The sequence below is a fragment of the Streptomyces sp. NPDC047515 genome (genome assembly GCF_040643055.1).
Taxonomy (GTDB): domain Bacteria; phylum Actinomycetota; class Actinomycetes; order Streptomycetales; family Streptomycetaceae; genus Streptomyces.
The window spans coordinates 1-21,403 of the sequence record NZ_JBEYTM010000031.1 but is presented as its reverse complement, the minus strand read 5'-3'; the positions used below and the strand labels follow the sequence as shown (position 1 = coordinate 21,403).

General features: G+C 70.7%; 21 protein-coding genes and 1 pseudogene. 14 read left to right on the top strand and 8 right to left on the bottom strand.

Annotated elements, in window-relative coordinates:
- Positions 1 to 51: 51 nt before the first annotated feature.
- The gene (locus tag ABZ826_RS24125) at positions 52 to 306 is read right to left on the bottom strand and encodes a hypothetical protein (RefSeq protein ID WP_361451878.1); all 255 of its coding nucleotides are present in this window, start codon (positions 304 to 306) and stop codon (positions 52 to 54) included.
- Between the two features lie 107 nt (positions 307 to 413).
- Between ABZ826_RS24125 and ABZ826_RS24120 the strand changes: the two genes are divergently transcribed.
- Positions 414 to 938, top strand: a complete 525-nt coding sequence (locus tag ABZ826_RS24120; RefSeq protein WP_361451875.1) for a hypothetical protein — start codon at positions 414 to 416, stop codon at positions 936 to 938.
- A gap of 35 nt (positions 939 to 973) precedes the next feature.
- Entirely contained in the window at positions 974 to 1,234 is a 261-nt protein-coding gene (locus ABZ826_RS24115) for a hypothetical protein (protein WP_361451872.1), read from the top strand.
- A gap of 97 nt (positions 1,235 to 1,331) precedes the next feature.
- Here ABZ826_RS24115 and ABZ826_RS24110 read toward each other — a convergent pair whose 3' ends face one another.
- On the bottom strand, positions 1,332 to 2,849 hold the full coding sequence (locus ABZ826_RS24110) for a glutamate synthase subunit beta (RefSeq protein ID WP_361451869.1): 1,518 nt from the start codon (positions 2,847 to 2,849) through the stop codon (positions 1,332 to 1,334).
- Between the two features lie 211 nt (positions 2,850 to 3,060).
- On the opposite strand from ABZ826_RS24110, the gene ABZ826_RS24105 reads away from it, so the two are divergent.
- The gene (locus ABZ826_RS24105) at positions 3,061 to 3,237 is read left to right on the top strand and encodes a CsbD family protein (RefSeq protein ID WP_361451866.1); all 177 of its coding nucleotides are present in this window, start codon (positions 3,061 to 3,063) and stop codon (positions 3,235 to 3,237) included.
- 121 nt (positions 3,238 to 3,358) lie between these two features.
- Here ABZ826_RS24105 and ABZ826_RS24100 read toward each other — a convergent pair whose 3' ends face one another.
- The gene (locus ABZ826_RS24100) at positions 3,359 to 4,507 is read right to left on the bottom strand and encodes a PP2C family protein-serine/threonine phosphatase (protein ID WP_361451863.1); all 1,149 of its coding nucleotides are present in this window, start codon (positions 4,505 to 4,507) and stop codon (positions 3,359 to 3,361) included.
- Positions 4,508 to 4,814: 307 nt separating this feature from the next.
- Between ABZ826_RS24100 and ABZ826_RS24095 the strand changes: the two genes are divergently transcribed.
- From ABZ826_RS24095 to ABZ826_RS24070, 6 genes and pseudogenes are all read left to right on the top strand, one after another.
- Positions 4,815 to 4,970 carry a hypothetical protein gene (locus ABZ826_RS24095; RefSeq protein WP_361451860.1) on the top strand — a complete coding sequence of 52 codons (156 nt, stop codon included), beginning with the start codon at positions 4,815 to 4,817 and terminating at the stop codon, positions 4,968 to 4,970.
- A gap of 157 nt (positions 4,971 to 5,127) precedes the next feature.
- Complete coding sequence (locus tag ABZ826_RS24090) at positions 5,128 to 5,565, top strand: hypothetical protein (protein ID WP_361451857.1); 438 nt, start codon at positions 5,128 to 5,130, stop codon at positions 5,563 to 5,565.
- A gap of 214 nt (positions 5,566 to 5,779) precedes the next feature.
- Positions 5,780 to 7,369, top strand: a complete 1,590-nt coding sequence (locus tag ABZ826_RS24085) for a N,N-dimethylformamidase beta subunit family domain-containing protein (RefSeq protein WP_361451854.1) — start codon at positions 5,780 to 5,782, stop codon at positions 7,367 to 7,369.
- Between the two features lie 56 nt (positions 7,370 to 7,425).
- Positions 7,426 to 7,595, top strand: a pseudogene (locus tag ABZ826_RS24080) (cupin); the annotation flags it as partial.
- 165 nt (positions 7,596 to 7,760) lie between these two features.
- A complete protein-coding gene (locus ABZ826_RS24075; protein WP_361451851.1) occupies positions 7,761 to 8,588 on the top strand; it encodes an MOSC N-terminal beta barrel domain-containing protein in 828 nt (275 codons plus the stop codon).
- A gap of 508 nt (positions 8,589 to 9,096) precedes the next feature.
- Positions 9,097 to 9,978, top strand: coding sequence for a serine hydrolase (locus ABZ826_RS24070; RefSeq protein ID WP_361451848.1), 882 nt, complete (start codon positions 9,097 to 9,099; stop codon positions 9,976 to 9,978).
- Between the two features lie 220 nt (positions 9,979 to 10,198).
- Here the strand turns inward: ABZ826_RS24070 and ABZ826_RS24065 are convergent, their stop codons facing one another.
- Positions 10,199 to 11,842, bottom strand: a complete 1,644-nt coding sequence (locus ABZ826_RS24065) for an amidohydrolase (RefSeq protein WP_361451845.1) — start codon at positions 11,840 to 11,842, stop codon at positions 10,199 to 10,201.
- 80 nt (positions 11,843 to 11,922) lie between these two features.
- Positions 11,923 to 13,341 carry a cytosine permease gene (locus ABZ826_RS24060; protein ID WP_361451842.1) on the bottom strand — a complete coding sequence of 473 codons (1,419 nt, stop codon included), beginning with the start codon at positions 13,339 to 13,341 and terminating at the stop codon, positions 11,923 to 11,925.
- Between the two features lie 167 nt (positions 13,342 to 13,508).
- On the opposite strand from ABZ826_RS24060, the gene ABZ826_RS24055 reads away from it, so the two are divergent.
- A complete protein-coding gene (locus ABZ826_RS24055) occupies positions 13,509 to 14,114 on the top strand; it encodes a TetR/AcrR family transcriptional regulator (protein WP_361451839.1) in 606 nt (201 codons plus the stop codon).
- Between the two features lie 151 nt (positions 14,115 to 14,265).
- Here ABZ826_RS24055 and cynR read toward each other — a convergent pair whose 3' ends face one another.
- The 3 genes from cynR to ABZ826_RS24040 all read right to left on the bottom strand — a co-directional run bounded on the left by cynR (position 14,266) and on the right by ABZ826_RS24040 (position 18,209).
- Entirely contained in the window at positions 14,266 to 15,174 is a 909-nt protein-coding gene (cynR, locus tag ABZ826_RS24050; RefSeq protein WP_361451836.1) for a transcriptional regulator CynR, read from the bottom strand.
- Between the two features lie 255 nt (positions 15,175 to 15,429).
- Complete coding sequence (locus tag ABZ826_RS24045) at positions 15,430 to 16,935, bottom strand: APC family permease (protein WP_361451833.1); 1,506 nt, start codon at positions 16,933 to 16,935, stop codon at positions 15,430 to 15,432.
- On the bottom strand, positions 16,932 to 18,209 hold the full coding sequence (locus ABZ826_RS24040) for an amidohydrolase family protein (protein ID WP_361451830.1): 1,278 nt from the start codon (positions 18,207 to 18,209) through the stop codon (positions 16,932 to 16,934). Before ABZ826_RS24040 ends, ABZ826_RS24045 begins: the two co-directional genes overlap by 4 nt.
- Positions 18,210 to 18,415: 206 nt before the next feature.
- Between ABZ826_RS24040 and ABZ826_RS24035 the strand changes: the two genes are divergently transcribed.
- The 4 genes from ABZ826_RS24035 (at position 18,416) to ABZ826_RS24020 (ending at position 21,214) form a co-directional block, all read left to right on the top strand.
- Positions 18,416 to 19,129, top strand: a complete 714-nt coding sequence (locus tag ABZ826_RS24035; protein WP_361451827.1) for a GntR family transcriptional regulator — start codon at positions 18,416 to 18,418, stop codon at positions 19,127 to 19,129.
- Positions 19,130 to 19,456: 327 nt separating this feature from the next.
- Complete coding sequence (locus ABZ826_RS24030; RefSeq protein ID WP_361451824.1) at positions 19,457 to 20,056, top strand: carbonic anhydrase; 600 nt, start codon at positions 19,457 to 19,459, stop codon at positions 20,054 to 20,056.
- Between the two features lie 65 nt (positions 20,057 to 20,121).
- Positions 20,122 to 20,592 carry a cyanase gene (gene cynS / locus ABZ826_RS24025; RefSeq protein WP_361451821.1) on the top strand — a complete coding sequence of 157 codons (471 nt, stop codon included), beginning with the start codon at positions 20,122 to 20,124 and terminating at the stop codon, positions 20,590 to 20,592.
- 121 nt (positions 20,593 to 20,713) lie between these two features.
- Positions 20,714 to 21,214, top strand: a complete 501-nt coding sequence (locus ABZ826_RS24020; RefSeq protein ID WP_361451818.1) for a nucleoside deaminase — start codon at positions 20,714 to 20,716, stop codon at positions 21,212 to 21,214.
- Positions 21,215 to 21,403 lie beyond the last annotated feature (189 nt).

Sequence of the window (21,403 nt, the reverse complement as noted above, 5' to 3'; positions counted from 1 at the left end):
GCCTCGGCCGGAGGCCGGTCCGCCGCGCGTGGTGCGAGGGGAACCGTCCGGTCAGGGACCGATGTGCTGGTGCGACGCCCACAGCAATGGGCTGTTGCCGGCGTACTCGTCACGAACGCCCCCGACGGCGGCGTGCAGCCGGCGCGCCGGGTCCTCGCCGCCGGACAGTTCCGCGCAGACGCCATCGGCGATCCGGGCAGCCACGTCGTCGACGATGGGCAACTCGCGCGCACGTCCGGTCCCCGGCCGACCGGGGAGTGCGACGAACGCCCGGCCGAACCACGGGCTCCAGAGGTCGATCGGCATCGGGGCGGTGCGAAGTGACGTGGGTGAGGTGCGGAATCGGTCGTATACGCACCCGACTTGGTGACGCGCTCTGGCCATGGCCGAGGACGTGGTCTACACCTGTCCCCATGAATGCTGTGGCGTCGCTCGCCCTGGGCACGAGCGGGCTCGTGGTGGTTCTGAACCTGGGCATCGGCGCCCTGGCCCTGTGGAGTCACCGCGACGGTGTGCGGGCGACGGAGCGTCTCATCGCGTCGGGCGAGCTGGATGTGTATCACGCGGCATGGCTGATCGGGCCCGGATACCGGAGGTCGGCGCCCTGGGGGCGGGAACGCGAAGCGGCCGAGACGGCCTTGAGGTCGCTGATCGCGGCAGGGCTGGTACGACTCGATGAGGACGCACGGCTCGTTCCGTCCGCCACGACGGACCAGGCGGGCGAGCGGCCTCCGATGCATCCATTGGCCCTGGATGCCGGGCAGTTCACCTTCGATTCGTGGTCCACCGGGCACCCGGTGACGGTGCGGGCGCTGACCGCTCACCCGCTTTCAAAGCGGCCTGTACGGCTCATGCGGAGCGGCTGTCCGGCCACCTGCCGCCGCACCGCACGCGGCACGACAACCGCGCCCGGCGCGCACCGCTGGCCGCAGGGCTGATCGCGGCAGGCTGGGTCACGCTCAGCACCTGCCTGTTGCTGGCGCGCAGCGTCTTCGGCGAGGCCGGCACCGGGCCGGAGCAAGGCCCGGAGAGCGTCATCGGCGTGCTGGCGGCGACGCTGGCGACGTCCATGCTCTCCGCGGTCGGCCTGGTGGCGTCGCACTACTTCAGCCGGCAGCGATGGCAGGACCGGTGGCCCCGGCGGCTGCGCGCGCACTGCCGGGAAGTGGTGCAGCGGGAATCCCGTGACTGGATCCCTCTGCCGCGCATCCCACGGGGTGACGAAGACCGCTGAGCCGGCCGACGGGGGATCCGCACACGGGCAACGGTGCGCCCGTCACCGCTCCCTGCCGACGGGATGAGCGCACACCGGCGAGGGTGCACCGGAGCACTCAGGCGATCATCGGCCGGTCATGTGGGGCGATCGGTGCCGGGAGCACCGTGGAGCCGCTCAGACAGCGGTCCGTGGCCGCCGCGACGGACCGTCCCTCCGCGATGGCCCACACCACCAGGGACTGCCCGCGGCCCGCGTCACCGGCGATGAACACCCCGCCCGTCCCGGCTCGGGCCATCCGCTCGCCCGGTCCGGCCGCACCAGCCGTTTCGGCCGCGAAGGCGCTGTCACGGGCGAAGTTCCCCCGGTCGTCCAGCATGAGCCCGAGCTGGCGCGTCAGACCGGTGCCCCGTTCGGGACCGAAGAAGCCCAGGGCGAGCAGGACCAGATCCGCCGGTATGACGCGTTCCGTCTCCAGCCGCGGCCTTCTGCCCTCGGGCTCCACCTCGGCCAGTCGCAGCGCGCGCACATGACCGGACCGGTCCCCTTCGAAGCTGAGGGTGGCGGACGAGAAGACTCTCGGATCCGTGCCTGCTCCCCCACGGGCCTCTTCATGAGCATGGGATATCCGATAGACCTTCGGATACACGGGCCAGGGCTCGGTGTTCCGTCGCGTTTCACCGGGCTCGGGATTGATGTCCAACTGCACGGCGGAGGCCGCGCCCTGCCGCAGCACCGTGCCCAGACAGTCCGAACCGGTGTCGCCGCCGCCGATGATCACCACGTGCCGGCCCTCGGCGGTGACGAGCGGCACATCGCAGTCGCCCTCCGTGACCCGGTTGGCCAGGGTCAAGTAGTCCATGGCCTGATGGATGCCGTGGAGCTCACGGCCCGGGACGGCCAGCTCCCGCTGTCCCGTGGCTCCGACGGCGATCACGACCGCGTCGTGTCGCCCGGCGAGTTCCGCCGCGTCGATGTCGCCGCCGACGTCCACTCCCGCACGGAACTCGGTGCCCTCCGCCCGCATCTGCTCGATTCGGCGGTCCAGGTGGCGCTTCTCCATCTTGAACGCGGGAATGCCGTAACGCAGCAGTCCGCCGATACGGTCGGCACGCTCGTAGACGACGACGGCGTGGCCGACGCGGGTGAGTTGTTGCGCCGCCGCCAGCCCCGCGGGTCCGGAGCCGATGACGGCGACGGACTTCCCGCTGAGCCGCTCGGGCGGCTGCGGCGGCGCGTATCCGCGTTCCCAGATCTGGTCGGCGATCGCCTGTTCGACATTCTTGATCGTCACCGGGTCGGCGTTGATGGTCAGTACACAGGCGTCCTCGCACGGTGCGGGACACAGCCGCCCGGTGAATTCCGGGAAGTTGTTCGTCGCGTGCAGCCGCTCGGCCGCCGCCCACCAGTCGCCCTTCCGCGCGTACGCGTTCCACTCGGGGATGAGGTTTCCCAGCGGACAGCCGCTGTGGCAGAACGGTATGCCGCAGTCCATGCACCGCCCCGCCTGCGCGGAAACGAGCGGCAGCCGCGCCTGCCCCGCGTAGACCTCGTTCCAGTCGCTCAGCCGTTCCTGGACGGGGCGTGCCGGAACGGGACGTCGGGGGGTCTTGAGGAAGCCATAGGGGTCGGTCATGGGCCGCCTCCGTCGCTCACTCGCGGTGCACAGGCGTAGGGCCAGAGTACGCCTGCGGACGGGCCCGGCGGGGTTCACGCCGTCCCCGCACAGACCGGCGGCGACCGGGGTCGTTCCGTCCCGCGTCCTCTCTCGCCGTCTCTCACACGAGGCGGCATTGCCCGAGGTGTCCTAGTTTGGAAAGGGAGAGTCGTCTATCCGAGGAGTCCTCATGGCTCATGGAAGCGGCAAGGACAAGATCAAGGGCAAAGCCAAGGAAGCCATGGGCAAGATGGCCGGCGACCGCCGCAAGGAGGCCGAAGGCAAACTTGACCAGGCGAAGGGTGAGATCAAGAAGCAGACGGGCGATGCCCGTGATCGCACCGCGCCCCTGGAGCCCCCCGACTAGCAGCGGCGAGCAACCGTGACCCCGAGCCCCTGTCCGAGCGGCGGGGGCTCGGCCGTGCCCGGCATCGTCGTGCTCGGTCCCGAGGGGCACGGTGCATGGCCGGGGCGGGCACCACGAGCCGTCAGAGGGAGTGGTCGATCCTGCCACGATGGTGAAGCACGTCGGAGACGGCCGCGCGGTGGATCGCGATGACAGCGGCGTCGTCGCCCAGCCGCCCACCGACGTGGGCGAGGAGGTCGCGTCGCAGATGGTTCAGGAGCGTCTCCGGGGAGCTCTCCGTCCATCGGGCGGCCCGTTCCGCGAACGGGTAGAACTCCCCGCCCCGGTCACGTGCCTCGATGACCCCGTCGGTGTAGAGGAGGAGGGTGTCACCGGCCTCGAAGGGGAACGCGTCGAGGGTGTAGGACGTCGAGCCCATGCTGCCGACCCCCAGCGGGGGCGCGGGATGAAGACTCGGCACGGTGACGGAGTGCCCCGGGCCGAGCACCAGGGGCGCGGGATGCCCGCAGCTCGTCATGCGGCTGATGTGGTTCTCGTCGGGGATCTCCAGGAGCAGAGCGGTGACGAAGGGTTCCCCCGGCTCGTCCTCGGAGTCGAAGTCGGCCTGGTAGCGCGTGACGCTCTGTTCGAGAGCGGCGGCGAGTTCGGGCAGACCGGTGTGCTGGTGGGCGGCCTCGCGGAAGGCGCCGAGCAGGAGGGCGGCTTCTCCGATGGCGGCCAGGCCTTTGCCCCGCACGTCCCCGATCATCACCCGCGTTCCGCCTTCGACACGGGTGGCCGCGTACAGGTCTCCGCCGATCAGGGCCTCGTCCTCCGCGGCCAGGTACAGCGAGGCGACCCGCAGGGGGCCGATCCGGTCCGGGAGCGGCCACAGCAGGACGTGCTGCGCGGCTTCGGCCACCGACCGCACGCGCGCCAGCTGCCGGCCGCGCCGCTCGCGTACCAGGGCGAAGAACACGGTCAGCGTCGAAAGCAGGGCGATGGCGACGATCTGCACCTGTACGTTCCGGGAGGACAGCGTGCCGGAGTGCTGGCCGATGTACGCCTGGGCCGCCACGGCCAGGAGGCCGATGATTCCGGTCGGGAGCGCGCCGGCGAACGAGGCGGTGATCGCCGGAGCGATGACCAGCAGCGGTCCCAGATGGATGTCCTGCGGCGCGAGGATGTCCACCACGGTGATCACGACGATGAGCACGACGGGAATCGTCAGCAGCGCATGGCTGGGCCGCCATGGTTCTCGCAGATCGGTAAACCGTTCACTGAGGCCCACGTCTTCCACAGTGCACCGCCCCTGGGCGGCGCACGAGTCGGCCGACTGCGGTCGGGGCCGCTGAGCCCCTTTTCGGCGGGGCACCGTGCCGTGCGCGGGCGTTCCCGCCGACGTGGCCCGGACGGGCAACAGGGCCGACCCGGTCTTGCGGGCTGCCGGCATCCCGGCACCGGGACCGCGCACCGGGAGGGTGTCACCAGATGCGTCCGCGCGCTCACGGAATGAACGGTGCGCACAGCCCGAGCCTCCCACCGAACGAGGCGTTAGGCTCGGTTTGTGGGCAAACGATCCCACCGTGGAGGCGGTCATGAGCGAGAACGACATGTACCCGACTCCGTCCCAGGCCGAGGGCGAGAGGCTCGAAGAGGACGTGGATCCGTCCGAGGAGCGGCATCCCGCCACGATGCGTACCCAGCCGTCACAGGCGGAGGGCGAGCGCCTGGCGGAGGACGTCGAGGGCTGACAGAGGTGGCGCCCGTTCGACAGCGGGCCTGCGGGGGCCGACCGGCAAGGGTCCGCACGCCCCCTGTTTCGCTCTCCCGCTGCTGAACCGGGTGAGGGAGGCAGCGCCCCAGGAAGGGGCGCTGCCTCTCTCCGAGTGTGAAGGAGGTGCCCCCGGTATGGATTCGGAACGTGCCGACCGTCTGGTGTCGGCGCTCCGTGCCCGTAATGTGATGGCCCACCTCGTGGAGGCGGGTGTCTACGAGTTCGGGATCCGCGTCGTCCTCGACGAGGGAATCGAGGCTCTGTGGGACGTCGACGGGGCCTCGGGGCTCGACGCGGAGATCGTCAGCGACGGTGTGCTCATCGGCTTCGTACCCCATGTGCCCGGCTCGGAGAACTTCACCGAAGCACAACTCGTGGAGAGCATCGCGACGACGCGGTATTCGGCGGAGGGGCTCCGCCCGCCCGGCGACACCCCCGCCCCGGCCGGTGCGGCCGCGCCCCTCGACGCGTCCGCGCCACCGCCCGCTCCCCCGGTCACCCCGCCGGTCGCCCGCTACCAGCGGCGGGCGCACTGGATCCGTCGAGGCGACAGGAACGGTCCCCGGCACTGACCGGGGACCCGCGCACATCACGGGAGGTGCGGACGCCGCAGGCCCGCAGGGTGGGGCAGGACGTCCGCGGGGTCCGGCCGACTGGGCGGCGAGAACGCCGGAGGGGCCCGGACGGCGCGCCCCGTCCCCGATTCGGCTCGTCCCGGCTCGTCGCCGGGCGGATGGCGGGTGACGATGGCCCGTGACGGCACTGCGGAACGGGTTGGCGGGCGATATGAAGCATGGCGAGGCGCAGAGCTCCGGGCTCCCCGGCCGCCTGGACCGCAGGCACTTCCTCGCTGCCGCGGCGGCGGGCGGAGCGATGGCGGGCGGCATGGCGGTGGCCGGCTGCCACTCCTCCGCGAGCGGGGGGACCGGCACCGGGTCCGCCCCGCCCGGCGCGACCCGCGCCGCCGAGAACGCGGAGAGGACCCGGGCGGGCAATTCGGACTGGCGTGTCCGTTCGGTGGGGCCGCCCGGAGCCGTCGAGGGCTATACGGACAAGGTGAGCGTGTTGCCGGGTGAGGAGTTCGGCCTGTACGTCTCCACCACCGCCCCCGCATTCCGGGTCTCGGCCTACCGCGTCGGCTGGTACGACGGGGCCCAGGCACGGCTGGTCTGGCGCTCGCACCGCGCCACCGGGTCCGTCCAGGCCCGCCCCCGCATCCTCCCGGCCACCCGCACCGTACAGGCGGACTGGCGGCGTTCGCTCCGGGTCCGCGCCGACGGCTGGCCGGAGGGTGCGTACCTGCTTCGGCTGGACGCGGACAACGGCCACCAGCGCTATGTGCCACTGATCGTCCGCTCCGCGAGCGCGGCGGGCAGAACCGTGCTGATGCACGCCGTGGCGACATGGCAGGCGTACAACGTGTGGGGCGGCTACAGCCTTTACCAGGGCGAGAACGGTGCCTACGGCACGCGGTCGCTCGCTGTCGGTTTCGACCGCCCCTATGACGGCAACGGCGCGGAGAAGTTCATGGTCTACGAACGGGCGGTGGTGGTCCTGGCGGAGAGGCTGGGCATCCCGCTCGCCTACACCACGGGAACGGACGTGCACCGCGACCCCGGCATTCTCCAGGGCGCCGCCGCGGCTCTCTCGCTGGGGCACGACGAGTACTGGACGCCGCAGCAGCGGGCCCATGTCACCCGGGCCCGTGACGCGGGCACCAATGTGGCCTTCCTCGGCGCCAACGCCTGTTTCCGCCGGATCAGGCTGGAGCCGGACGCCTCCGGAGCCGACCGCACCGTCGTCTGCTACAAGACCGACTACCGCGATGATCCGTACCTCGCCCGCCACCCGGACATGCCGACCAACGACTTCCGTCGGCCTCCCGGAGCCTCCCCCGAGTCCTCCCTGACCGGTGTCCTCTACGAGGGCTACCCCGTGGACGCCCCGTATGTCGTCCACGGCAGCGACCACTGGATCTTCGAGAGAACCGGCGTGAAGCGGGGCGACTCCTTCGACCACCTGGTCGGGGTGGAGTACGACCGGGTCGTACCGGACATGCCCACCCCGGCGCCGCTCGAAGTGATCGCCCATTCCCCTCTCGTCTGCAACGGCACGCACAGCCACGCCGACTCCGCCTACTACACCGTCCCGAGCGGAGCGGGGGTCTTCGCCTCGGGAACGATGAGATGGGTCGAGGCCCTGATGGCGGGGACCCAGGAGAACGGGCGCAACCACGGCATGGATGCCCGTACGGGGGCTCTCGTCACCCGTGCCACGGAGAATCTGCTGCACGCCTTCGCCGCGGGCCCGTGCGGCCGGACCAGGCCGAAGCCCAGGGACAATGTGCGAGACGTGTACGCGTCCGCATCACGCTGATGGCATTCGTGCCGCCCGCTCGGTGAACTCCCGCGGCCACGGGTGCGGTGTTCCACCACGGCACGCAAGAGGTACGGGTCACCGCGGATCCCGGCGACTTCCTGCTTGTCCCCCCGTTCGTCCCGCATCGCGAGGGAACCCCGATCCGAACGAGCCCGTGGTCGTCGTGATCGCACGGACCACGCAAGACCCGATCAAGGTCTCCCTGCCCGAGCTGTACCAACTCAAGGAGACGGAAACGCATTTGGAGGAGCTGCGGTCCGACTCGAGGCCGGGCCGGACCGTCGGATCCGCCCGGCGGCGCGGACCGTGGGACGAGTAGGCTCGTGATCGCGGCATGCTGTCGGGCCAGAGGGCCGTCAGCAGCCCCGAAAACGACGGAGGGGGAAGCGTGGCCAGGATCGCCGCACTGTCGTACTACCCCATCAAGGGGTGCGCCGGCATCTCGGTGGACGATGCGACGCTGACGCCCGCGGGGCTTGCCCACGACCGGAGTTTCATGGTCACCGGCGCAGACGGCGTGTTCCGCAGTCAACGCCGCCATCCTCAACTGGCTCTGATCCGCCCGGAGATCAGCGCTGACGGCGGGCGCCTCACCTTGCGCGGCCCCGGCCTGGGCCGGCTGATCATCGATGTCGACATCTCCGGCGCGCGCCGGGACGTGGAGTTGTTCGGGACCCCGCACAAGGGCATCGACCAGGGCGACGAGGCCGCCGGATGGCTGTCGGAGTTCCTCGGTGCGCCGGCCCGGCTGGTGCGTGTGCCGCCGGAGCACGACCGGGTAACCGATGGCCGGACGCCCGGCACCTCCGGCTACGCCGACAGCTGTGCCATACACCTCCTCTCCCGGTCCTCTCTGGACCTGCTCAACGAACGGATGGCCGAACGAGGCAGCGCGCCGCCGCCCATGGACCGTTTTCGCCCGAACATCGTCATCGAAGGCTGGGACGAGCCCCACGTCGAGGATCGGGCACGCCACATCACCATGGGCGACGCGGAGTTGGGCTACGCCAAACCGGCCATCCGCTGCGTCGTCACGGTCGTCGACCAGACCGTTGGCGCAAAGGCGGGCCCCGAGCCGCTCCGCACGCTCGCCGGTTACCGGCGGGCGGCCGAAGGAGGAGTCGCCTTCGGTACGAAGTTCGCCGTGCTTCGGCCCGGAAAACTGTCCGTGGGCGACCGAGCGATCGTCGGCTCATGGGGCGAGCCGGAGCTGTAGGCGGAACGTCTCACCTACGGACGCAGGGAGATGAGCAGGCGCCGCCCCGGCTCATTGACACGGCACACGAGCCACCCGCCCCTCTTCGGCCGCCCGCACGAGTCGTCCCCGCACCCCGGAGCTTGCTCCCGCTCAGGAGTGGACACGCGCAGCAACGGATCACGCAATACGCGCCAGGACAGACTTGGCGAACATCACACTTCGACAAAACCTACATATCGGGCATTTCGCCCTGAAAATCACGGGCTCTCATCTCCGGGCCCCGTATGGTCACCGTGTCCTACGAATTGGGATTCGACCCGGTTTGACCGAGCCCCGTCTCCCGCTCATCGATGGTTCTCCGCGGCCCGAACAGTTGCCTGAGCGGGCGACCCGCTGCAGCCCATGTCACTGAGCGATGGTGACCAGACACCTCAGTGGCCCGGCTCGCAGCCGACCGCGGGTCCGGCGACACGACCCAAGACACACGGCGAGACAGGACACAGCCCTCATGTATGGATCACGCGTAATGACCGGCTCGCGGCGCGGTCTGGCCACTGCCCTCGCCGCGACCTCGCTGCTCACCGTGTGCACCATGGCAACCCCGGCCTCGGCCGACACCGTCAGCGCCTCGGCGGGTGGTTCGAAGGTCGTCTGCACCTCGAAGAAGCCCGGCCTGGCCGCCCAGCTGTCCCACGACATCGCCGGTGCCCTGGACGGGCGGCAGGGCACATCGTCGCTGGCCCTGTACGACCGGGCCAGCGCAACCACCTGCGGACTCAAGGCCGACACACATTTCGACTCCGCCAGCGTGGTCAAGGTATCGGTGCTCGGCGCACTGCTGCGGCAGGCCGAGGAGGAACAGCGGAAGCTGACTTCGCGTGAGGTGGAACTGACCACCGCCATGATCACCACGTCGGACAACGACGCGACCTCCGCCCTCTGGGAGCAGATCGGTTCCGCCGGCTTCACGAAGTTCCTCGCGCTGGCCCACATGGACCACACCGTTCCCGGTACGGGGCGGAGCTGGGGCCTCACCCAGATCACCGCGGGCGACCAGCTCCGGCTGATGCAGCTGCTGACGACGACGGAGAACGCAGTGCTCGCGCCCTCCTCGCGCAGCTACGCGCTCGGGCTGATGAATCACGTCGTCGCAGGTCAGAGATGGGGGGTGCCTGCCGGATCGCCCGCCACGGCGACCGTGCACGTCAAGAACGGCTGGCTTCCGCGCGACACCGGCGGATGGCGGGTGAACAGCGTGGGCGCCTTCACCGGCGGCGGTCACGACTACGGCATGGTCATCCTCTCGACCGGCAACCGCACCATGGACTACGGCGTCGCCACGGTCGAGGGGGCGGCCCGCCTCGTCCATCGCGACCTGGCGGCAGCCGCTGCGACGGCGAGCCGCTGAGCGGAGAACCGTTGAGCGGAGAACCGTCCGGGGCATGACCGGTCCGCGCGATGCGGACAGGTCATGCCCCGGACGGGACAGAGCCGCGGCGATCGCCTCCGACGGACCGCTGCTTTTTGCCGCGGACGCCGGTCCGGTCCGGCTCTCGATCCCGGCGTTGCGCGGCGCCGCTCCTGGCGCCGCGGAGTCCCGCCGGGCACTGTTCCGGCGTGGCCGGTGGTCAGCCGCTGTGCTCCACGAGGCCCGCGACGACGACGGTCTCCGCCACTGTGCCGGGGATGTCCTCCGGCGCCGCGCGCAGGATGTCGCGGGAGAGCACCACGAAATCGGCGGCCTTGCCGACCGTCAGCGAACCGCGGTCGCCCTCAAGGAAGTTGGCGTATGCCGAGCCCATCGTGTAACCGTGGACCGCGGCCTCCACGCTGATCGTCTCCCCCGGCATCCAGGGCTCCCCGCCGCCGAGGGGCCGCCGTGTGACGGCCGTGTAGATGCCGATCATCGGGTCCATCTCGGCCACGTTCCAGTCGCTGGAGAGCGCGAGCACGGCCCCCGCAATGTGCAGGCTGCGCAGGGGCCATGCCTTGTGCCAGCGGTCGGCACCGATGTTCTGCGCCCAGTCCTTGCCGGGTCCCGCGACCTCCGGGGCGCTGTGGCGGGGCTGCATGCACGCGACCACGCCCAGTTCGGCGAAGCGCGGCGTGTCGTCGGGGTCGAGGCACTCGACGTGGACGATCTGATGGCGGGCGTCCCTCGATCCGTTGACCGCGCGGGCGTGCTCGACGGCGTCGAGGACGGTACGGATCCCCCTGTCGCCGGTGGCGTGGACGAAGCACTGGAAGCCACGGGCGTCGAGCTTCGTCAGCAGGCTCGCGAACTCCTCGGGCGGGTAGAAGGTGTCGCCGCTGTGGTGCCGGCAGCCCGCATACGGTTCGAGGAGGGCCGCGGTACGCGGCTCGACGACGTCGTCGATGTAGAGCTTGAGCGGTCCGACCCGTATCCGGTCGTCGGCGTACCGGTGGGCGGCGGCGGCGAAGTCGTCGAGGTCGGAGTCCGAGGTTCCGCGCGGGTGGAAGAGGGCCGCGACGATCCGGGACCTGAGCCGGCCCTCGGCACGTGCGCGTGTGAAGAGGGCCAGGTCGTCCAGCGAGTTCTGGGGTTCGACCACAGTGGTGATGCCGAAGCCGATGGCGTCGTCCAGGGACTTGCTGAGGCGTCCGTACTGACGGTCAGCCGAGGCCCACGGCAGACCGAGCGTCCGCAGGGCACGGTGGCCGTCGCGGGAGAGGCCCTTGACGGCGAAGTCCGTGATGAAGCCGGTGGGCTCCCCCGTGGCCGGGTCGGTGGCGGCTTCGCCGAAGGGCAGACGGGTGTGGTCGCGGTCGATGCCGAGACGGCGCAGGGCCGCGGTGTTGACCCAGGCGGTGTGCACGTCGTAGCTCAGCACGAAGGCGGGGACGTCACCCGTGACGGGGTCGAGATCGGCGGCGGTCGGCATCCGGCCGTCCGGGATGGCCGAGTAGTCGAAGGCTTCCGCCTCGATCCACTCGGCGCCGGGGTGGGCCGTACGCCAGGCCCGGATGCGGGCGTGGACCTCGTCGAGCGTACGGGCTCCGGAAAGCTGGACGCAGGCGTCGTCCGAGCCGAGCCGGACGTGGTTGTGGGCGTCGATGAACCCGGGCAGGACCAGTTTCCCGCCGGCGTCGATCACCCGGGTGTCCGGCCCCGTCCATCCCGGTGCGTCCTCGTCGGGACCGAGCCAGGCGATGCGGCCGTCGACCACCGCCATCGCCTGCGCCTCGGGAAGCGCCGGGTCGACGGTGTGGATACGGGCGTTGCGCAGGACGAGGTGGGCGGCCATGGCCATGTGAGGTGACTCCTACTGGTGCGGGTGTTTCGGTGGGGCCGTGCCGCGCGGGCCCGATGCGGGCGTCGCGCAGCGGCCGTTCAGGAAAGGTCGGTGTGCGGCGCCACGGTCCGTCGGGCGAGCACCCAGTACACGAGCCCGGAGACGAGTGAGCCGAGCAGGGTCAGATCGGCGCCGCCCAGCGGCGCCACCAGCGGGCCGGTCCAGAGCTCGGAGTCGCAGGTGAGCGCGGCGAAGACCATGCCGGCCAGGAGCGCGGCCGCACCGGCGGGGTGGAAGCCGGACCGGTACCAGTAGGCACCGTCCGGTCCGGCGTGCAGAGCGGGTCCGTCGTAGTGGCAGCGGCGCATCAGCATGTCCGTGAGGAACACCCCGCCCCAGGGCGCGAACACGATGATCAACAGCGAGAGGAAGGACAACAGCGAGCTGGTGAAGTCGGTGAGGAACAGAGCGCAGAGAGAGCCCGCGGCGGTGACGCCCGCACTGATGATGATGGCCTTGGAACGGCTCCAGGGGACGCCGAGCACCTGAAGGTTCAGGCTCGACGAGTACAGGGTGACGATCGAGTTGGTGACCGAGCCGCCGAGGACGAGGGCGAGGAAGAGCGTCCGGAACCATCCGGGCAGCAGCCGTTCCGTGCCGGCCACGGCGTCGGTCATGTCCGTCTGTGTGGCGGCGGCCACCCCGGCGATGCCCAGGGCGGCCGACGACACGAAACCACCGAGGGCGCCGTACCAGGTGAGCGACCGCATCGAGGTCGTCCTCGGGAGGTAGCGCGTGTAGTCGGCGGGCATCGGAACGTAGCTGAACGGCCCGGCCAGCATCACGACGAATGCCAGGCTCCACCCGGACGCCCCGGGAGAGACGGCCGCTGCGGCCGTATCGGCGCCCGGCAGCAGGAACACCAGTAGCGCGGCGAAGCCGACGGCGAGAACGTACGCGATCCAGCGCTCTGCGAACTGGACGGTGGCATGGCCCCACAGCGCGACGACGAAGGTCAACGCGAGTGTGATCAGCAGCGCGAGGGCCCGCCCGGTGCGGCCGGATCCCACTCCTGTGTCCGCGAAGAACGCTTCGAGGGCGAGCGTGCCGACGACGGTGTTGAGGATCGTGTAGCCGATGCTGACCACCCAATTGAGCATTCCGGCAGGCCAGTTGCCGCGCACGCCGAAGGGGGCGCGGGAGATGACCAGGGTGGCGGTGCCGGTGCGGACGCCGCTCAGCCCGGCCGCGCTGATGGCGAAGAACGACAGGCCACCGATGACCACGACAGCGGTCGCCTGCCAGAAGGACAGGCCGAAAGCGACGGCCAGAGCACCGTTGATGACATAGGTGAAGGTGAGGTTGGACCCGAACCAGAGCCAGAACAGGTCCTTCGCGCTGCCGTGACGCTCCTCGTCGGGAATCGGGTCGATGCCGTGGGTCTCGACCTGGAAGACCTGATCGGCGGCGCCCGCTGTCCCACCCGGCGCCCTCGTGGTCGTGTCCTGTTGCGTCATACGCCCCGCCCCTCGTCCATGCGTGGCCCGGCAGCCGGGCGTCTCACTTTGAATGTCGTTCTAGAAGTTAGAACGGCATTCAAGATGCGTTCCAGCCACCTCGTCAAGACCTCTGCGAAGATCGGCCACTAAGGTCGTCACCGGGCACACGGAGGAGGAGGCGCGGCGTGACAACGACGGCGCGACGGCGTGACGGGCACCTGGCCCGGGAGCGGATGCTGGAGGAGGCGATGGCCGCCATCGCCGAGGACGGCCTGGCCAGGCTCACCATGTCGGCGCTCGCCAGGCGGCTCGGCACCAGCGGCGGCCACATCCTCTACTACTTCGGCAGCAAGGACCTGCTGCTCCTGGAGGCGCTGCGGTGGAGCGAGAACGCGCTCACCGATGAACGCCGGGCGTTGCTGACCAGGCGGGTCGGCATCGAGCGCAAGCTCGAACTCTTCCTGGAGCTGTATCTTCCCCGTGGACCGCGCGACCCGCGTTGGACGCTGTGGATCGAGCTGTGGGCGCGCACGGCGTCGAACGAGCCGCTGCGTCAGGCCCAGGCCGAGATCGACCGCGGCTGGCAGGACGACCTCGAATCACTCCTCGCCAAGGGCGTACGGAAGGGCCGCTTCGTCGCGGACCTGGATACGAAGACCCGCGCTTTGGAACTTCTGGCCCTGCTCGACGGGTTGAGCACCCGCGTGGTCCTCGGCCAGGGCGGGGCGGACCGCGACAGTGCGCTGCGCATGGCCATGTCCGTGACCGCGCGGCTGGTGGAGCGGGGGTGAGCCGGGCTGGAACCGCACGGGGAGTCCGAGCCGCACGCCGTGCGGCGCTGCGCAAGGCGAGGCGTCAGTGTTCAGCGGCTGGATAACGCCGGCTCGCCACCCGCCGCGAGTGCGAGCGCGACGTCATGAGGCGCCGACATGGCGCGAGTCCTCAGGCCGGCGCGTAGCCACGCTCCCGCACCAGGTCGTGCGCCAGCCGGGTGAACGCGCGGGCGGCGGCGCTCTCATAGCCGCTCTCCCGTCGCAGCAGGGTGGCGACGCGGGTGGGCAGAGGAGGGTCGACCGGAATGGGGGTGAGGTGGAAGTGATCGTCGGTGATGGCGTCAGGAAGAACGGTGGCCAGCAGCCCGGTGCGCCGCACGATCTCCGTGAGGGCCTGGATGCTGTTGGCCTCCACGGCGATCGGCGGGCTGACGTGATGATCGGCGAAGTAGCTGTCGATATGGCCACGGGTGGCGAAGTCGCTGCTGAGCAAGGCGAGTTGCTGGTCGGCGAGTTCGCGCACCGGCAACGGCCGCTCGCCGCGCGATCCGGTGCGCTGCGCGGTGACGACCAGGCTGAGCGTCTCGGTGAAGAGCGCGGTCGCGACGATCCCGGGCGGATGGGATCCAGCGAAGGCGATGCCGAGGTCCAGTTCGTCGGCCAGCAGGCTCGCCTCGATGCGGTCCTGGGTCATCTCCCGTACTTCCAGCGTGATACCGGGGTAGCGGGTGTGCAGCCCCTGCGCGAGAGGACCGATGAGATAGGCGGTGAACGTCGGCGTCGTCGCGAGGCGCAGATGACCGCGGGACAGGTCGGCGACATCGAGTACCGCGCGGTCGGCCGCGGCCAGCTCCCGCAGTGCGCGCCGCGCGTGTCGCGTATAGACCTCGCCCGCGTCGGTCAGGCGGACGCTGCGGCCGCTGCGGTCGAGCAGCTGGACGCCGACGACGCGCTCCAGCTGCTTGATCTGCTGCGACAGCGTCGGCTGTGAGATACGCAGGTCTTCCGCGGCGCGCGTGAAGTTGCCGTGTTCGGCCACCGCGATCAGGTAGCGGAGGTGGCGCAGTTCGGGACCCATGTCCGGATTATAGTTCGGGTCGATCGATACTCCCGAAATCGCACTACGCGACCTATGGACGCCGCCGTTGCCGGGACGACCCGACTGCCCTCTACGGCCGCCCCCTGCCCGCTTGCCCGTGCGACTAATCGGGAGGCTCCCGGCGGGAGTGGCGCAGGCGATGGCCCGGCATGTCACGCGATCCCACCGCGAGCACCCTGTCGCCGGGCGCCGGGGCGGCGTGGGAACGCCGCCCCGGCCGCCCCGTCCCGCGTGTCAGTCCTTCTCCACGTCGGTGGTGGTCAGTGACGCGTACCGGTGAGGATCGTTCCGGCGGATGCGCAGCGCGACGCAGAGGCCGGACACCAGGGCCAGGGGCAGCGGCGCCAGAAGCGCGACGTTCGTCATTCCCGTCTCACCGGTCAGCAGATCGAAGTGGAAGACGGCCAGGACCGTCAGCACGGCGAGTCCGGCGAACGATACGAGCGGCGCCCAGGCCACCCGGGCCGCGGACATGCCGCGCCGGTCCCGGCGGAAGAAGGCCCAGACAGCGAGCGCGGCCATGGCCTGCATGAGCATGATGCCCAGGACCGCGGTGCTGTTGGTCCACAGGAAGACCACGGTGTAGGGGTCGGCGGCCAGTGCGGCGCCTGCCAGGACGACCAGCAGATTGAAGACGGTCTGGGCGATCACCGCTCCGCTCGGCGACCCCTGCCGCGCGGAGACCCTGCCGAGGTGTCGGGGCAGGAGTCCTTCACGGCCGAGCGCGTAGAGGTAGCGGGCGGCGGCGTTGTGGAAGGCGAGCGCGGCGGCGAAGGCGCTGACGACGATGAGCGCGTGCATGGTGTCGGACAGCCACGCTCCCACGAACGTCTCCCCTGCCCGGAACGTGAGATCGGGGCCGGCCGCGGCGCGGGCCATCGTCACGGCCTCGTCCGTACCGAAGGCGCCCATGAGCAGCCAGACACCCGCCGCGTAGAAGAGTGCGAGGAAGCCGATGGCGATGAAGGTGGCCCGCGGTACGGTGCGGCGTGGGTCGCGGGCCTCCTCGGCGTAGATCGCGGTCGCTTCGAATCCCGTGAAGGCTCCGATGACCAGCACGAACATGCCCGCGATTCCGCCGCCGACGAGCGTGGTGGGATTGAAGGAGCCCAGGTCGAGAGCGGCGGTTCCGCGCTCGCCCAGGATGCCGCCGTCCATGACGAGCAGCGAGAGCACCTCAAGCACCAGGGCGATACCGAGGACCTTGGCGCTGAGTGTGACCCTGAGCCAGCCCAGCACTCCGACCGTGAGGACGCAGACGGCGGAGAGCGGCCACCAGGGAACGTCGGTTCCCGTGGCGTCGTGGATCGCTCCGGCGGCGAAGTAGCCGAAGGCGGCGGCGACTCCGGGGGTGATGAGGTTGTAGGAGACGACGGCCACGTAGGCGATGCCGACACCGAGCGTGCGGCCCAGCCCACGGGCCACGTACGCGTAGAAGGCGCCGGCGTTGCGTACGTACAGACTCATCGCGGTGAATCCGGCGGCGAAGAGCACCAGGAGCGCTCCGGAGATCAGGTAGGCGAGCGGGGCCCCTGGGCCGCCGATCCCGATGGCGAAGGGAGCCACGCCCGCCAGAACGGTGAGCGGGGCGGCGGCCGCGACCACGAAGAAGACCAGGTCGAAGGTGCCGATCCGGCCGGCGGCGAGGCGCGTGCCGGTGACCCCGTCCGGACCGGCGGGGGCGGGTGCATCCGTGTCGGGCGTGCTCACGGCGGCCGTCGGGCGCGGTGGGACTCTCATCGCTCTCCTCGCGGGTCGGGGGCGCCACCGGACGGGGCGGCGGCGTGCGGTGCGGGGCCGACGATGCTGCCGCCGTGGAGCACCAGCAGGCGCTGCGGGTGGGCCGCGACGACCTCGGGCACTTCGCCCGCCGCTACCGCGACCAGGTCGGCACGGCACCCCGGCGCCAGGCCGTAGCCGTTCAGGCCCAGTGCGGCGGCGGCTTCGTCGGTGACCAGCGAAGCGGCGTACCGCAGTTCGTCATCGCTCATCAGGCCACCCTGCAGGCCGATGACGGTGGCGCGTTCGAGCATGTCGGCGGTGCCGTAGGGCCACCAGGAGTCACGGATGTTGTCGGAGCCGGCGAAGACGCGCACGCCGCGTTCGCGCAGGCGCAGCACGGGAGGCATGGAGTGGCGCGGCCCGTTGGTCATGATCGCGACCCCGGCTGCGGCCAACGCGTCGGCGGTGCGGTCGAGTTCGGCGTCGTCGACGTCGCCGAGCGCGTAGGCGTGACTCACGGCGACGGTGCCTGCCAGCCCGAGCGCGGCGGTGCGCTCGGCGATGGCGCGCAGCTGGAAGGTACCGGTCTCGCCACCGTCGTGCAGGTGGATGTCGATGCCCGCACCATGGCGCTCGGCCAGCCGGAAGACGATGTCGAGCTGGCCCTTCACGTCGCCGTCGAATCCCGCCGGGTCGAGCCCGCCGATCAGGTCGGCTCCCTCGGCGAGCGCGGCATCGAGCAGGTCCGCGACGCCCGGTTCGGTCACCACTCCGCTCTGCGGGAAGGCCACCAGTTGAATGCCGAGCCGGTCGCGGAACCGCTCGCGCACGCCCAGGAGTTCGTGCAGGCTCTCCAGTCGCACGTCCGGGTCGATGTCGACGTGCGAGCGGACATGGCCGGTGCCGAGCGCCACCATGCGCTCGGCCAGGGCCGTGGCACGTTCGGCCACGGGGACGCCGATCTCCTTGCGCAGGGCCCGTTCATTGGCGATCTGCTCGCGCAGGCCGGCGGTGGTCCGGTGCGGCTGCCAGGGCGCACCGAACAGTGTCTTGTCCAGGTGGGCATGCCCGTCGACCAGGGCGGGCAGCAACAGGGCCCCGTCGAGACGGACGGCCCCGGTGTCACCTCCCGTGCGGGAGTCCCCGGGCGGTGCCGCCCGGTGGTCCTCGACGGCCGCGATGCGGCCGTCGCTCAGGAAGACGTCGACCCGGCGGCCATCGGCCAGGGCGGCGTCCACGAGGACGCTCGGCGCGGGCAGGGTCGACGACGGGGTGTCGGCATGCTGCGACACGGTTCCTCCAACTGTTCGTACGTCTCACGCCATGCCTCACCACCGGCTGCGGCCGGGAAGATGCTGGTGGGCGGCGGGTATCGACAAGTTAGCTGGTATACCGAATACCAAGCAATGGTTGTCGGGAATCGGTTTTCCCGGTCTGCGATGATCAGAGACATCCGGGCTTGCCCCCGGTCCGCCCAGCCGCGCATGGAGCCGCACCCATGACCACCCGTCGCCCCGACCGCCGCACCTCGATCGGCGACACCCATCAGTCCCTGCGGGACCGGGTCTACACCGAGCTGCGCGAGCGGATCATCGAGGGCGAGTACCCGGCCGGGCACCGGCTGGTGGAGCGGGAACTCGCCGAGGAACTCGGCGTGTCCCGGATCCCGCTGCGGGAGGCGATGCAGCGGCTGGAGTCGGAGGGGTTCCTCACCGTTCAGCCCCGGCGCGGCTCGGTGGTCGCCGATTTCGGGACGGACGACGCCGAGCACCTCTTCGACGTACGCGAAAAGCTGGAGGGCCTGGCCGCGGGCCTGGCTGCCCGCCGCGCCACCGATGCCCAGCTGCGCGACATGGAGCAGCTGCTGGCCCGCAGCCGCAAGGCCTCCGAAGCGGGCCGGCTGCGCGAGGCGGTCGCCCACAACGCCGACTTCCACCGGCGGATCGTCGAGGCGTCCGGCAACCCTCTGCTGCAGGACCTGATGAGCCCCCTCGACGCACGCCTGCGGCGCCTGTTCCGCCTCACTTCCGCTCTCGACGACGGTAACCCGATGTGCGGCGAGCACGAGCGGCTCTACACAGCGATACGCGACCACGACGCGCCGCGGGCCGAAGAACTGGCCCGCGCACACGTGGCGGGCACGCGCGCCTCCGCGATGCACTACCTGTCCTCCGGCGCCGCCGGGGACCAGGACGGTTCGGCGCAGTCCTGACCGCGACTCCCACCGCGTAGGTGAAGGCCCGCACGTACCCCTGACCGCCCGTACCGCGCCCCGCCGCACCCCTCATCCGTGTCCGGCGGCCGGCCCTCCGGACGCTCCACCCCGGCACCCCGGCACCCCGGCACACCACAGCGCGGCGCGGCGCGGCGCGGCCCGAGGGGCGATCAGCGTCCGAGCCGTTGACGGACGCTTCACGCAACAGGCCATAGACGTGATCAATAGATGTGATGGATAACGAGTCTTGGACACTATAGGTAAAGGTCATGCATGGTGAAGTACGTCAGCCCGTCGGGCCGGCAACCACCGAAGGGAGTGATCATGCACGACCTCACAGACGGCCCCGCCCGTTTCCGCCGCGACGTCTTTCCCGCCAAGGCGGGTCTGTTCGCCCGCCTGGCCACGACCCACCGGCCGGGGACGCTGTTCATCGGCTGTTCCGACGCCCGCGTGATCCCCGAGCTGATCACGCAGAGCGAACCGGGCGAGCTGTTCGTCATCCGTACCGCGGGCAATCTGGTCCCGGCCCATGCTTCGGTCCCGGACGGGGTCGCGGCGAGCATCGAGTACGCGGTCACCGTGCTCGGCGTGAGCGACATCGTCGTGTGCGGCCACTCCGCGTGCGGAGCCATGACCGCGCTGGCCGAGGACCACGACCTCAGCGCCGCGCCGGTGATCGCGGGCTGGCTGCGACACGCGGACGCCGCACGCGCCCGTGCCGCTGCCGGTCCCGCCGTACCGGCCACGTCCGCGGTGGACGCTCTGGTGCGGGCCAACGTGGCCGCGCAGCTGCAGAACCTGGCCACCCATCCCTCGGTGGCCCGTGCGCTGGCCGCCCGGGAGCTCACCCTGCGCGGCTGGGTGTTCGACATCGCGAGCGGCGCCACGGAGACGGTCGACGCCGCCCTGACCCCGGCCTGACCCGCCACCCCTTTGAACTTGCCGGCCACACCTCGGGGCCGGTGCCGCAGAAAGGAATCCCCCTCATGACACACGCCCAGTTCGACCCCACCGCCCGCCAGCTCCTCGCCGCCACCGCGGTCGAGGCCAAGACCCGCAAGGACCTCACCTGGCAGCAGATCGCCGACGCCGCGGGCCTGTCGGTCGCCTTCGTCACCGCCGCCGTCCTCGGCCAGCACGCCCTTCCGGAGAAAGCCGCCAAGGCCGTCGCGAAGCTGCTGGACCTGGATGCCGACGCGGTGATGCTGCTGCAGACCATCCCGACCCGCGGATCGATCCCCGGCGGCATTCCGACCGACCCGACCATCTACCGCTTCTACGAGATGCTCCAGGTCTACGGCACCACTCTCAAGGCCCTCGTCCACGAGCAGTTCGGGGACGGCATCATCAGCGCGATCAACTTCAAGCTGGACGTGAAGAAGATCGCAGACCCCGAGGGCGGCGAGCGTGCCGTCATCACACTCGACGGCAAGTACCTGCCGACCAAGCCCTTCTGACGAGTTTTCAGCACGGCCACGGCGGGCCGGCGCACACGCCACGGCCGTCTCCGGCCCGCCCTCTCCCTTCCCCTGTGAAACCGCCTGCCCGCCAGGCGCAGAATTCCCCCGGAGGACCTGTATGGACTTCGTCCAGCGCACCATCGACATCGCCCGCCAGAACGTCGAAGAGGGCGGGCGCCCCTTCGCCACCGTCATCGTCAAGGACGGCGAGATCCTCGCCGAAAGCCCCAACAGGGTCGCGCAGACCTCTGATCCCACCGCCCACGCGGAGATCCTCGCCATCCGTGAGGCCTGCAGGAAGCTCAGCACCGAGCACCTGACCGGCACCACCATCTACGTGCTCGCCCATCCCTGCCCGATGTGTCTGGGGTCGCTGTACTACTGCTCCCCCGACGAGGTCGTCTTCCTCGCCACGCGGGACGCCTACGAGCCGCACTACGTGGACGACCGCAAGTACTTCGAACTCGCCACCTTCTACGACGAGTTCGCCAAGGACTACACCGAGCGCCGGCTGCCGATGCGCCACGATCCGCAGGACGCCGCCGTGGCCGTCTACCGGTTGTGGCAGGAGCGGAACGGCGGCGAGCGTCGCGTCTCCGGCGCGCCGACCGCCGGCTGAGAGCCTGTCGGGTGGCCTCTGATCGGGCGGCCACGCCCTGGCACGCACTCCCCCAAGGCCTCAAGGGCCAGGGGGGACCCCCTCCCGCGTTGCTGAAATGCCCTGGTAGCTCCATCCCCGAGCTCTCAGCTTCGTTCGAGCAGGGGAGACCCCATCCGAGGACATCCCGGCGCCTTGGAATCGCACGCA